We start from the raw sequence: 13,035 nt of genomic DNA, 5'->3' as shown, positions 1-13,035 counted from the left end.
AGAGCTGATGACGAGTTGCCTTTAGGCGACGAAGTGGTTGATGCCATGCTTCCAAGAAAAGCTTCTAAGCTTCAGATAACTAGGAACCGTACCCCAAACCGACACAGGTGGTTGGGTAGAGAATACCAAGGCGCTTGAGAGAACTCGGGTGAAGGAACTAGGCAAAATGGCACCGTAACTTCGGGAGAAGGTGCGCCGGTGAGGGTGAAGGACTTGCTCCGTAAGCCCATGCCGGTCGAAGATACCAGGCCGCTGCGACTGTTTATTAAAAACACAGCACTCTGCAAACACGAAAGTGGACGTATAGGGTGTGACGCCTGCCCGGTGCCGGAAGGTTAATTGATGGGGTTAGCTAACGCGAAGCTCTTGATCGAAGCCCCGGTAAACGGCGGCCGTAACTATAACGGTCCTAAGGTAGCGAAATTCCTTGTCGGGTAAGTTCCGACCTGCACGAATGGCGTAACGATGGCGGCGCTGTCTCCACCCGAGACTCAGTGAAATTGAAATCGCTGTGAAGATGCAGTGTATCCGCGGCTAGACGGAAAGACCCCGTGAACCTTTACTATAGCTTTGCACTGGACTTTGAATTTGCTTGTGTAGGATAGGTGGGAGGCTTTGAAGCGTGGACGCCAGTTCGCGTGGAGCCATCCTTGAAATACCACCCTGGCAACTTTGAGGTTCTAACTCAGGTCCGTTATCCGGATCGAGGACAGTGTATGGTGGGTAGTTTGACTGGGGCGGTCTCCTCCTAAAGAGTAACGGAGGAGTACGAAGGTGCGCTCAGACCGGTCGGAAATCGGTCGTAGAGTATAAAGGCAAAAGCGCGCTTGACTGCGAGACAGACACGTCGAGCAGGTACGAAAGTAGGTCTTAGTGATCCGGTGGTTCTGTATGGAAGGGCCATCGCTCAACGGATAAAAGGTACTCCGGGGATAACAGGCTGATACCGCCCAAGAGTTCATATCGACGGCGGTGTTTGGCACCTCGATGTCGGCTCATCACATCCTGGGGCTGAAGCCGGTCCCAAGGGTATGGCTGTTCGCCATTTAAAGTGGTACGCGAGCTGGGTTTAGAACGTCGTGAGACAGTTCGGTCCCTATCTGCCGTGGACGTTTGAGATTTGAGAGGGGCTGCTCCTAGTACGAGAGGACCGGAGTGGACGAACCTCTGGTGTTCCGGTTGTCACGCCAGTGGCATTGCCGGGTAGCTATGTTCGGGAGAGATAACCGCTGAAAGCATCTAAGCGGGAAACTTGCCTCAAGATGAGATCTCACTGGAGCCTTGAGCTCCCTGAAGGGCCGTCGAAGACTACGACGTTGATAGGTTGGGTGTGTAAGCGCTGTGAGGCGTTGAGCTAACCAATACTAATTGCCCGTGAGGCTTGACCATATAACACCCAAGCAATCTGCAGCGCAGATTGTGGTGGTGAAGACGAAAGTCACCGAAAGTTTGCAAAACCACAAAGTCACATACCCAATTCGCTGGAGTGTCTAACAAGACCTTCTGGCAACAGAATTTCTTGACGACCATAGAGCATTGGAACCACCTGATCCCATCCCGAACTCAGCAGTGAAACGATGCATCGCCGATGGTAGTGTGGGGTTTCCCCATGTGAGAGTAGGTCATCGTCAAGATTAAATTCCGAAACCCCTATCTGCGTACGCAGGTAGGGGTTTTGTCTTTTCCGCCGACCAAAATCTGCTGGGATGGGCTTCTTCTTGTGGGAGCGGGCTTGCCCCGCGATAGCGGTGTGTCAGGCAGATCGCTATCGCGGGGCAAGCCCGCTCCTACAGCGCCATGCTATGGTTTGCGCCTGTCCGCCCAGCCTCAAGGATGTCCAATGTCGCAAGCAAACTCACTCCTACCAGGATTCATGGTGGTTCACGGCAACCGCCTGGATGAACTGCGCAGCTTGGTTGTGAGTTGGATGCGGCGCTATCCCCTCGCTCCGCTGGAAAATGAGATTGTTCTGGTGCAAAGCAACGGCATTGCCCAGTGGCTCAAGCTGGCTCTTGCTGAAGACCCCGAGGATGACGACCTGGGCGGCTGTGGCATTGCCGCCGCAGTCGAGGTGCAGTTGCCCGGCAGTTTCATGTGGCAGTTGTATCGCCGTGTTCTGGGGCGAGATGAGATCCCAGAGGTTTCCCTGCTCGACAAGGCACCACTGACGTGGCGCTTGATGCGCCTGTTGCCTGAAGTGATCGACAAGCCGCACTTCGAACCCCTGCAGCGCTTTCTCACCGACGACACCGATTTGCGCAAGCGCTACCAGTTGGCTGAGCGCCTGGCCGACCTGTTCGACCAATATCAGGTGTACCGTGCCGACTGGCTGAAAGACTGGGCAGCCGGGCGGCATGTGCTCAATACCGCGCGGGGGGACAGCAAGCCACTACCACCGGCCAACTGCTGGCAAGCGGAGTTGTGGCGTGCGCTGCTGCTGGATGTCGGCGAGGAGGGCATGGCGCAGAGTCGTGCCGGTGTGCACCAGCGCTTCATCGAACGCATCAACCGCCTTGAACATGCACCCGCTGGTCTCCCTTCGCGAGTGATCGTATTTGGCATTTCTTCCTTGCCCGCCCAGGCGCTGGAAGCCTTGGCTGGCCTGGCACGTTTCAGTCAGGTGCTGTTGTGTGTACACAACCCCTGCCGTCATCACTGGGCCGACATCGTTGCCGACAAAGACCTGCTGCGACACCAGTACAAGCGCCAGCAACGCAAGCAGGGTATGCCCAGCCTGATCGACGCCCAATCGTTGCATCAGCACGCACACCCGTTGCTGGCTGCGTGGGGTAAGCAGGGCCGCGACTACATCAACCTGCTCGACAGTTACGATGATCCTGCAAGCTATAGCGCAGCCTTCACTGATGGGCGTATCGATCTGTTCAGTGAAAGTCAGCCAAAAACCCTGCTCAATCAGTTGCAGGACGACATTCTGGAACTGCGCCCACTAGCCGAAACCCGCGCCTTGTGGCCGGCGGTCAAACCGAACAAGGACCCCTCGGTACGTTTTCATATCGCGCACAGTCCGCAGCGTGAAGTGGAAATACTGCATGACCAGTTGCTCGCACGCTTCAGTGCCGATCCGCAGTTGCGTCCGCGCGATGTGATCGTCATGCTGCCAGACATTAACACCTACGCCCCGCATATCCGCGCGGTGTTTGGTCAACTGGGCCGCGATGATCCACGCTTCATTCCTTTCACCCTGACGGACCAAGGCCAGCGTGGCCGCGACCCGCTGCTGATTGCCCTTGAGCACCTGCTGAAGTTGCCCGATAGCCGATTTGCCGTCAGCGAAATTCTCGACCTGCTGGACGTACCGGCCTTGCGTGCCCGCTTCTCCATCAAGGAAAGCGACCTGGCAACCTTGCACCGCTGGATCGAGGGTGCGGGCATCCGTTGGGGGTTGAACGCCGAGCAACGTGCCAATCTCGGTTTGCCCGCAGATCTTGAGCAGAACAGTTGGCGCTTCGGTTTGCGACGCATGCTGCTCGGCTATGCCGTCGGTGTGGGTGAAAGTTGTGATGGCATCGAACCGTTCGACGAAATCGGGGGCCTGGATGCAGCACTGATCGGCCCGCTGGTAGCCTTGCTCGATGCTCTGGAAGTTGCCTACCAGCAGTTGTCCAAGCCGGCGACTGCGCAGCAATGGGGTGAGCGTCTGCATGCTTTGTTGCAGGTGTTCTTCCTGGCCGAAACCGAGCATGACGATTATTTGCTGGTGCAACTGCAAACCTTGCGCGAGGACTGGTTGCAAACCTGCGAGTCGGTTGCGCTTGAAGACTTGCTGCCATTGACGGTGGTTCGCGAAGCCTGGCTGGCCGGCCTTGATCAAGGGCGTCTGTCGCAACGCTTCCTCGCCGGTTCGGTGAATTTCTGCACCCTGATGCCGATGCGCGCCATCCCGTTCAAGGTGGTCTGCCTGCTGGGCATGAACGACGGCGATTACCCGCGTGCGCAGCCGCCATTGGACTTCGACCTGATGGGCAGTGACTACCGGCCCGGCGACCGTTCGCGCCGTGAAGACGACCGCTACCTGTTGCTCGAAGCACTGCTGTCGGCCCGCGATCAGCTCTACGTCAGCTGGGTCGGCCGCAGTATCCGCGACAACAGTGAGCGCCCAGCCTCGGTGTTGATTGGGCAATTGCGTGACCACCTCGCTGCCGGTTGGCGGCTGGAGGGAGCAACCACCGGTGATAAGCTCGATGCTGGCGAGCAGTTGCTGCATGCCTTGACCGTAGAGCACCCGTTGCAACCGTTCAGTACTCGCTATTTCCACAAAGGCAGCAACCTGTTCAGTTACGCCCTGGAATGGCGAGCTTTGCACCTGCCTGGCGAAGAACAATCGAAGGCCGACGATGCGTTGCCGCCGTACAGCAGCGACGAAGCCTTGAGTCTGACCTTGCTGCAAGACTTCCTGCGCCACCCGGTACGCCACTTTTTCAGCCAGCGTTTGAAGGTGTTCTTCGAGTCGGCGCAAGCACCACTGGCGGATGAGGAGCCCTTCGTACTCGACGCCTTGCAACGCTATAGCCTCAGCGAAAGTCTGCTGGCAGCCGCCCTGGCCGCACCTGACGACGCCGCCCAGGCACTCGGTAGTCAGGCTCGTCGTCTGCAGGGTAGTGGCATGCTGCCGTTGGCGGGCTTCGGGCAATGCCTGCAAGCTGAACTGGTCGAGCCGTTGCCCGATCTGCTGCTACGTCATCAACAGCTGCTGCGTCAGTGGCCCAACGCCCTGGACAGTGCATTGCCGATTCGCTTCGAGTATCGCCAGCTCAAGCTCGAAGGTTGGCTCGGGCGGGTCTATCAGCGCGACGATCAGTCGTTGCTGAGTATTACCACGTTACCTAATGGCATCAGCAGCGGCCGCTCGCTGAAGTGGCATCGGCTGACCGCGACCTGGGTCATGCACCTGGCCGCCTGCGCCGTTGGCCTGCCGTTGCACAGTGCGGTGGTTGCCACTGACATTACCCTGCTGTTGGCTCCACTAGAGCAATCGCGGGCCACCGAATTGTTCGGTGACCTGCTCCTGGCGCGTCAGACCGGCATGGGGGCGCCGCTGCCGGTGGGTGTCAAAACCGCCTTTGCCTGGCTGGCCCAAAGTGACCCGGACAAAGCCCTGGCTGCTGCGGCCAAGGCCTATGAAGGCGATGGCCAGAACAGCTTTGGCGAGCGCAGTGAAAGCACCGCCCTGGCACGTCAGTTCAACGATTTCGCCGCGCTCACCGCCAGTGAAGAGTTCGAAGGCTGGTGTGAAGCCTTGTACCGTCCGATGCTGGAAGCGCCCTGGCAGACCCTGAGCAATGAGGAGAACGGCCAATGAGTCGCAGTGCACCGTTGGCCCTGACGTTTCCGTTGCATGGCAGCCAACTGATCGAAGCCAGCGCCGGTACCGGCAAGACCTTCACCATTTCCGCACTGTACTTGCGCCTGGTGCTTGGCCATGGCGGCGAGCAGGGTTTTGGCCGTGAGCTGTTGCCACCACAGGTATTGGTGGTGACCTTTACCGACGCGGCCACCAAGGAGCTGCGCGAGCGTATTCGTACCCGTCTGGCAGAAGCCGCGCGCTTCTTCCGTGGTGAACTGAGTGAAGCCGACCCGTTGCTGCAGCTACTGCGTGACGACTATCAACCTGAGCTTTGGCCGGCCTGCGCCAATCGCCTGGATGTGGCGGCGCAATGGATGGATGAGGCGGCTGTCTCGACTATCCACAGTTGGTGCCAACGTATGCTGCGTGAGCATGCGTTCGACAGCGGCAGCCTGTTTACGCAAACCCTGGAAACTGACCACAGTGAATTGCTCGCTCAGGTCATGCGCGACTACTGGCGGCGCTTTTGCTACAGCATGCAAGGTGACGCCCTGGCCTGGGTGCGCAGCCAGTGGGTCAGCCCGGATGCACTGTTGCCGCGAGTACGCGCACTGTTTGGTCGTAAGCACATCGACAACACTGGCGAAGAGCCGCAGGCGTTGATCGATGCCGTGCTGCAACAGCGCGCCGAGCAATTGCGCACGCTCAAGGCGCCTTGGCTGCAGTGGTCTGCGCAACTGCTGCAGATCTGCCGCGACGGCCTGGCCGCCAAGCAGGTGGACGGGCGCAAGATGCAAGCGCGTTACTTCGAGCCCTGGTGCGAGAAGCTGGCCGCGTGGGCCAGTGATGAGCAAGCGCTGGAGCTTGATCTGGGTACCGGCTTTACCCGCTTTACCCGAGCGGGCATGGCCGAAGCCTGGAAGGGCGAGGCGCCGAGCCACCCCGCACTGCAGGCTATGGAAGGTTTGCAAGAGCAACTCAAAGCCTTGCCAACCCCTGACGCCTGTTTGTTGGAGCATGCCGCCGCCTGGGTGGGTGCACGCTTTGAACAGGAAAAGCGCCGCCGTGCGGAAATGGGCTTTGACGACATGCTCGTGCGTCTTGACCACGCTTTGCATGGCGATGCCGGCGAACGTCTGGCCGGTCTGATCCGCGAGCAGTTTCCGGTCGCCCTGATCGATGAATTCCAGGACACCGACCCAGTCCAGTATCGGATCTTTCAACGCATCTACTGCATTGAGGAGAACGTCCAGGACACTGGCCTGTTCATGATCGGTGACCCCAAGCAGGCGATCTACGCGTTTCGTGGTGCGGATATCTTCACCTACCTGCAAGCGCGTCGCGCCACCGCCGGGCGCTTGCACAGCCTGGATACCAACTACCGCTCCAGCGAGGCGATGGTCAGTGCGGTCAACCATGTGTTCATGCAAGCCGAACTGCGCGAACAGGGGCGCGGCGCCTTCCTGTTTCGCAGCAGCGATGACAACCCGGTGCCCTTCGTCGAGGTCAAGGCCAAAGGGCGCAGCGAGCAATTTCAAGTCGATGGGCAGACGCTTGCGGCGCTCAACCTCTGGCAGTTGGGTAGTGAAGAGCCGGTATCCGGCGCGGTCTACCGCCAGCAGCTCGCTGCCAGTTGCGCCAGTCAGATCGTCGCGCTGCTCAATGGTGGACAACAGGGCCGTAGTGGTTTCCTCCAGGCCGACCAGTCGCTGCGCGGCTGCATGCCGTCTGACATTGCCATCCTTGTCCGTGACGGCCGCGAAGCACAACTGATTCGCGCCGAACTGGCGGCCCGCGATGTCCGCAGCGTGTACCTGTCGGACAAGGACTCGGTATTCGCCGCGCAGGAAGCTCAGGACCTGCTGGCCTGGCTCAAGGCCTGTGCCGAACCCGATGCCGAACGTTTGCTCAAGGCGGCGCTGGCGAGCATCACCCTCAACCTACCGCTGTCGGCGCTGGAGCAGTTGAACCAGAATGAGCGGGTGTGGGAGCGCTGGGTCATGCAGTTCCGCCAGTACCGGCTGATCTGGCGCAGCCAGGGCGTGTTGCCGATGCTGCGCCATCTGCTGCACGATTTTGAGCTGCCACAGGTGTTGATCGGCCGCAGTGACGGTGAGCGGGTGCTGACCAACCTCTTGCACCTGGCCGAGTTGCTGCAGCAGGCAGCCAGCGAGCTGGATGGTGAGCAAGCGCTGATCCGCCATCTGGGCGAGCATCTGGCCAGTGCCGGACAGGCCGGTGAAGAGCAGATTCTGCGTCTGGAAAGCGATGAGCAACTGGTCAAAGTGGTCACCATCCACAAGTCCAAGGGCCTGGAATACCCGCTGGTGTTCCTGCCATTCATCTGCACCAGTAAACCGGTGGACGGCCAACGCCTGCCGCTGGCCTGGCACGACAGCGATGGCCAGGCCCACCTGACCCTGACGCCGAATGCCGAACAGATTGCCTTGGCCGACGATGAGCGCCTGGCCGAAGACCTTCGCCTGCTCTACGTGGCCCTGACCCGCGCCCAGCACGCCTGTTGGCTCGGGGTTGCCGACCTCAAGCGTGGTACCGGCAAGACGTCGTTGCTGCACCGCTCGGCCCTGGGCTATCTGCTCGGCGGCGGCCTGCCGTTGGCTGCCTCCAGCCAACTGAGTGATTGGTTGCAGGCCTTGCAGGGCGGATGCAAGGCTATCGCCAGCAGCGCCATGCCTGAGCCGAATGAGCAGTGCTACAGCGCACCGCGTAACCAGGCCGAACTGTTGCCTGCGCGGCAACCCAAGCGCCGTGCGGCGGAAAACTGGTGGATTGCTTCCTACAGTGCGCTGCGCATTGGTGAAGAGGCGCTGACGCTGACGGCAGACAGCTCTCAGGCCCAGCAACTGCTGGATGACGAACGTCCCGACCCACAGCAGTTGCGCGAAGTGATGCCGGGCAGTGGTGATATCCACCGCTTCCCGCGCGGCCCCAACCCCGGGACCTTCCTCCACGGCCTGCTCGAATGGGCAGGGCATGAAGGCTTTGCTCAGGTAACGGCTAACGATGAAGCGCTCAAGCGCATGGTCGGTCAGCGCTGCAACCGTCGCGACTGGACGGGTTGGATCAACACCCTCGGCGACTGGCTGCAGCATGTGTTGGTGCAACCCATGGCCCTGGCGCCAGAAAGCCCACCCTTGGCGTTGAACCAGCTGACGCAGTACCAGATCGAGATGGAGTTCTGGTTTGCCAGCCACAAGGTCGATGTGCTCCAGCTCGACCGTCTGGTGTGTGAGTACACCCATCAAGGCGCCGCACGGGTCGCTGCCCAGCCGGCCCAGCTCAACGGTATGTTCAAAGGCTTCATCGACCTGGCCTTCGAGCACGACGGGCGTTACTACGTGGCCGACTACAAGTCTAACTGGCTCGGCCCGGACGAACAGGCCTACAGCGAGCTGGCCATGGAGTCGGCGATCCTCAGTCACCGTTATGACCTGCAGTACGTGTTGTACCTGCTGGCCCTGCATCGCCAGCTCAGCGCACGGCTGGTCGATTACGACTACGACCGCCATGTCGGCGGTGCGTTGTTTGTCTTTTTGCGTGGTGTGCATGCGGCGTCTGGCGGGGTGTATTTCGTCAAACCGCCACGGGAGCTGATCGAGCGCCTCGATGCTTTGTTCCGTGGCGTCAGCGTACCGCAGCAACATGACCTGTTCCTGGGAGAAGCACCATGAGCCGTACCCTCGACGACCTGTTGCCGACGCCGCTGGATGCTGCGCATCTGGCGGCACTCGAGCCTTTGAGTAACAGCGCCGACCTGTTGGCGCTGCTTGACCGTTGGGTCGAACGTGGCTGGTTGCGCGCCCTGGACCGGGCCTTTGTCGGCTTCCTTGAGGAGCGTGATCCCGGCGGCGATCCCTTGGTACTGCTGGCCGCGGCCCTGGCCAGTCACCAGTTGGGGCACGGGCATGTGTGCCTGGACTTGGCCGAGACCCTGGCCGAGCCGGACTTTGCCCTGTCGCTGCCGCCGGAAGGTGATGCGTTGGCAGGTCCGTTGTTGTTGCCGTCGCAGTTGCTTGAACAGTTGGCCTTGAGCACCTGGCTGCAGCGCCTGGCCAGCAGCCGTCTCGTCGCCCAGGGTGGCCGGGCTGAAGAGGGTTCGCGGCCTCTGGTGCTCAGCGCTCAGCGCCTGTACTTGCGCCGTTACTGGGCCTATGAACGGCAGATCGACAGTGCCCTGCGTCAGCGTCTGGAGCAGGTCGAGCCGAGTCCGGCCGATCTGCCTGCGCGGCTGGCGCAACTGTTCGTAGCGGGCGCTCAGCCAGGGCAGGTGGATTGGCAGAAACTGGCCTGCGCACTGGCTACCCGTGGCGCCTTCAGCATCATTACTGGCGGCCCCGGCACCGGCAAGACCACGACGGTAGTGCGTTTGCTCGCCTTGTTGCAGGCGCCGGCAGTAGAAGCGGGTCGCCCCTTGCGCATCCGTCTGGCGGCACCGACCGGCAAGGCCGCAGCGCGTTTGACCGAGTCGATCGGCCAGCAGGTTGAGCGCCTGGAAGTTGAGCCGCAGGTGCGGGAAAACATTCCTACCGACGTCTCGACTGTGCACCGGCTATTGGGCAGCCGCCCGGGCTCGCGACATTTTCGCCACCATGCGGGCAACCCGTTGCCGCTGGATGTTCTGGTCGTCGATGAAGCCTCGATGATCGACCTGGAGATGATGGCCAACTTGCTGGCGGCGCTACCGCCCCATGCTCGTCTGGTGTTGTTGGGCGATAAGGACCAGTTGGCGTCGGTGGAAGCGGGTGCCGTGCTGGGTGACCTCTGCCGCGATGCCGAGGCTGGCCGCTACAGCGCGCAGACTCAGGCCTGGCTGGAGCAGGTCAGCGGCGAAAGCCTGACGAGCAGTGAGCTGCAGGCAGGTACCGCCGAGCAGTATCCATTGGCCCAGCAGGTGGTGATGCTGCGCTTTTCCCGGCGCTTTGGTGAGAGCAGCGGTATTGGTCGGCTGGCGCGGCTGGTCAACCTGCAGGATGCCGATCAGGCGCGGGCCTTGTTGAAGCAGACCCAGGATGATGTGTTTGGCCTGACCTTGCGCGGTGAACAGGATCGCGCCCTGGATCGTCTGCTGCTGGAAGGGCTTGGCCGCGGCGAGAATGGCCCACAGGGTTATCGCAGTTATCTGCAAGTCATCGGTCGTCAACGCCCGGCGCTGACGACGCCGGTCGATGACCCACGCTGGGAGGCGTGGGCCATGGCCGTGCTGCAAGGCTTTGAAACCTTCCAGTTGCTGTGTGCCGTGCGTAAAGGCCCCTGGGGTGTCGAAGGGCTGAACCAGCGGGTTAGCCGGGTACTCGGCGCCGCCGGGCTGATTGATGCCGAGCAGCCGTGGTATGAGGGGCGGCCGGTGCTGATGACCCGCAACGACTATGGCCTGGGCCTGATGAACGGTGACATCGGGATCGCCCTGCGCCTGCCGGATGAACAGCAACCCGGGCAGCAGGTGCTGCGCGTGGCATTTGCCCGTAACGATGGCCGCGGCGGCGTGCGCTTTGTATTGCCCAGCCGCCTCAATGAGGTGGAGACGGTGTTCGCCATGACCGTGCACAAGTCGCAAGGCTCGGAGTTCTCCCATACCGCCTTGGTGCTGCCGGACGCCTTGAACCCGGTTTTGACCAAGGAGTTGATCTACACCGGTATCACCCGGGCGAAAAACTGTTTCACTTTGATCGAGCCGCGCCTGGGCGTGTTCGAAGACGCGGTACGGCGCAAGGTCAAGCGCATTTCCGGTTTGATGCTAGAGCAGGTTTGAACAGGGCGATTCGGCCTTTGAGCGGATCCTCAGGGGCCAGCCTACTCGCTGGAAAATCGACCATTATGCTATCGTTACGGCATCATCCCGCTGGGACTTAAGAGACTTCCTTCATGAAAGTGGCGGCCCCGACACCGGGACGTGTGACGCGCCGGGGGCGCTCGCTGATCGCGGCGTTACTGGTGCTGCTAAGCCCGCTCGTCTGCGCTGAGGCGCCCGCCACTGCAACCATGGCCGAACAACGCGCTGCTGCCGTGACTCAGGTGGTACTGGGAATTCTCAGTTATGCCCGCTGGCCGGTAGAGCCAGAGCAGTTGCGCCTGTGCCTGGTCGGCCCTACCGAGTATGCCGACGATCTGGTCAAGGGCACGACACAGCCCACCGGCCGCCCTGTACAGGTTCGCCGCCTGTTGGCCGCAGACTCGCGCATTTCCAGCGAATGCGATGCGATTTACCTCGGCGAGTTGAATCCCAGCGAACGCAGCCAACTCTTCAACGCAATCAGCGGTCATCCGGTGTTGAGCATCAGCGAAGCCGATGACCCGTGCACGGTGGGCAGTGTGTTCTGCCTGCGCGTCAGCGATCGCCAGGTGGCGTTCGAGGTCAACCTGGATTCGGTGGCGCGCAGTGGTGTGCGTATTCACCCCTCCGTGCTGCAATTGTCGCGACGACGGGCGGCGCAGCCATGATCGGCTTTGGCTGGGGCCGTCAGCGCCCGACCTTGCGCGCCGTGCTCGGGCGTCGTCACCTGAGTGTGGCGTTGCTGGCCGTAGGCTTGGCCGGGGTGGCCTTGACCGTACTCGGCGTGCTGGCGCTGCGTGTATATGCCAACCACAACCTGCACCTGATCGCCCGTTCGATCAACTACACGGTCGAAGCCGCCGTGGTGTTCAACGACAGCAGCGCTGCCAATGAAGCCCTGTCGATGATCGCCGCCACGGAAGAAGTGGCAGACGTCAAAGTTTTCGACGACAGCAATCAGTTGCTTGCCCGTTGGCAGCGCAACAATGACAGCCTGCTTGCGCAAGTGGAGCAACAGGTGGCGCGTAGCTTGCTGGAAGAACCGGTCATCCTACCCGTGATGCATCAGGGCCAGCAGGTCGGGCGGATCGAGCTGGAAGGCCAAGGGGGCAGTCTGGTGCGCTTTCTGCTCAGCGGTCTGGCCGGGATTGTCTTTGCCACGCTGCTCAGCGCCCTCGGGGCGTTGTACCTGTCGCGGCGCATGTTCGGCGATATCGTTGGGCCGCTGCGCAGCCTGGCGACGGTCGCCCATGCGGCGCGCCGTGAGCGCCGCTTTGACCGCCGCGTACCCGAGGCGCAGATCGCCGAGCTCAATGAGCTGGGCAACGACTTCAACGCCTTGCTCGATGAATTGGAAAGCTGGCACAGCCACCTGCAAAGCGAGAACGAAAGCCTGGCTCACCAGGCCAGTCACGACAGCCTCACCGGTTTGCCCAACCGTTCGTTCTTCGAAGGCCGGCTCAGCCGCTCCCTGCGCAACGCCAGCAAGTTTGAGGAACACATGGCGTTGCTGTTTCTCGACAGCGACAACTTCAAGGCCATCAACGACAGCCATGGTCATGCCGCTGGTGACGAAGTGTTGGTCAGCGTCGCCACTCGGGTGCGGGCGCAGTTACGCGAAGGCGATCTGGTCGCGCGCCTGGGCGGTGACGAATTTGCCGTGCTGCTGACGCCTTTGCACAGCCGCGAAGATGCCCAGCGTATCGCCGAGAAAATCATCGGCAGCATGCGTTTGCCGATTCGCCTGGCTGAAGGCCACAGCATCACGACCTCGCTGAGTGTCGGCATTGCTTTCTTCCCGGATGACGGCACGACACCGGCAGACTTGCTCAGTGCCGCCGATGCGGCGATGTATCAGGCCAAGCGCACCACGCGTGGCCAGTGGCAAGCGGCAGAGACGGAACGCTCTGCCCATCATGTAAAAAACAGGAGCTGAATT

The 13,035-nt window shown here is 61.2% G+C and carries 5 protein-coding genes and 2 rRNA genes (1 of these 7 running past the window's edge); all 7 read left to right on the top strand.

Annotated features, from left to right (window positions below):
• Positions 1-1,389 (top strand): 23S ribosomal RNA (locus tag ACP6KB_RS24465) (it extends 1,502 nt beyond the left edge of the window).
• A gap of 129 nt (positions 1,390-1,518) precedes the next feature.
• Positions 1,519-1,634, top strand: a 5S ribosomal RNA gene (rrf, locus tag ACP6KB_RS24460).
• Positions 1,635-1,840: 206 nt separating this feature from the next.
• Positions 1,841-5,320 (top strand): exodeoxyribonuclease V subunit gamma, encoded by a 3,480-nt coding sequence (gene recC, locus ACP6KB_RS24455; RefSeq protein ID WP_442109963.1) that lies wholly within the window; start codon positions 1,841-1,843, stop codon positions 5,318-5,320.
• Positions 5,317-8,997 carry an exodeoxyribonuclease V subunit beta gene (gene recB, locus ACP6KB_RS24450; protein WP_442109961.1) on the top strand — a complete coding sequence of 1,227 codons (3,681 nt, stop codon included), beginning with the start codon at positions 5,317-5,319 and terminating at the stop codon, positions 8,995-8,997. Before recC ends, recB begins: the two co-directional genes overlap by 4 nt.
• Positions 8,994-11,075, top strand: coding sequence for an exodeoxyribonuclease V subunit alpha (gene recD / locus ACP6KB_RS24445; RefSeq protein ID WP_442109959.1), 2,082 nt, complete (start codon positions 8,994-8,996; stop codon positions 11,073-11,075). Before recB ends, recD begins: the two co-directional genes overlap by 4 nt.
• A 113-nt stretch (positions 11,076-11,188) precedes the next feature.
• A complete protein-coding gene (locus tag ACP6KB_RS24440; protein ID WP_442109957.1) occupies positions 11,189-11,764 on the top strand; it encodes a YfiR family protein in 576 nt (191 codons plus the stop codon).
• A complete protein-coding gene (locus ACP6KB_RS24435; protein ID WP_442109955.1) occupies positions 11,761-13,032 on the top strand; it encodes a diguanylate cyclase domain-containing protein in 1,272 nt (423 codons plus the stop codon). Before ACP6KB_RS24440 ends, ACP6KB_RS24435 begins: the two co-directional genes overlap by 4 nt.
• The last annotated feature ends 3 nt before the right edge of the window (positions 13,033-13,035 follow it).

The sequence above is a fragment of the Pseudomonas sp. NUPR-001 genome, assembly GCF_052147955.1.
Classification (GTDB): domain Bacteria; phylum Pseudomonadota; class Gammaproteobacteria; order Pseudomonadales; family Pseudomonadaceae; genus Aquipseudomonas.
The sequence above is the reverse complement of the archived record's forward strand: the minus strand, read 5'-3'. Positions and strand labels throughout refer to the sequence as shown.

Bases quoted from the DNA above. Each gene is read 5' to 3' on its own strand.
- recC (WP_442109963.1), top strand. From the start codon at position 1,841: ATGTCGCAAGCAAACTCACTCCTACCAGGATTCATGGTGGTTCACGGC.
- recB (WP_442109961.1), top strand. From the start codon at position 5,317: ATGAGTCGCAGTGCACCGTTGGCCCTGACGTTTCCGTTGCATGGCAGC.
- recD (WP_442109959.1), top strand. From the start codon at position 8,994: ATGAGCCGTACCCTCGACGACCTGTTGCCGACGCCGCTGGATGCTGCG.
- ACP6KB_RS24440 (WP_442109957.1), top strand. From the start codon at position 11,189: ATGAAAGTGGCGGCCCCGACACCGGGACGTGTGACGCGCCGGGGGCGC.
- ACP6KB_RS24435 (WP_442109955.1), top strand. From the start codon at position 11,761: ATGATCGGCTTTGGCTGGGGCCGTCAGCGCCCGACCTTGCGCGCCGTG.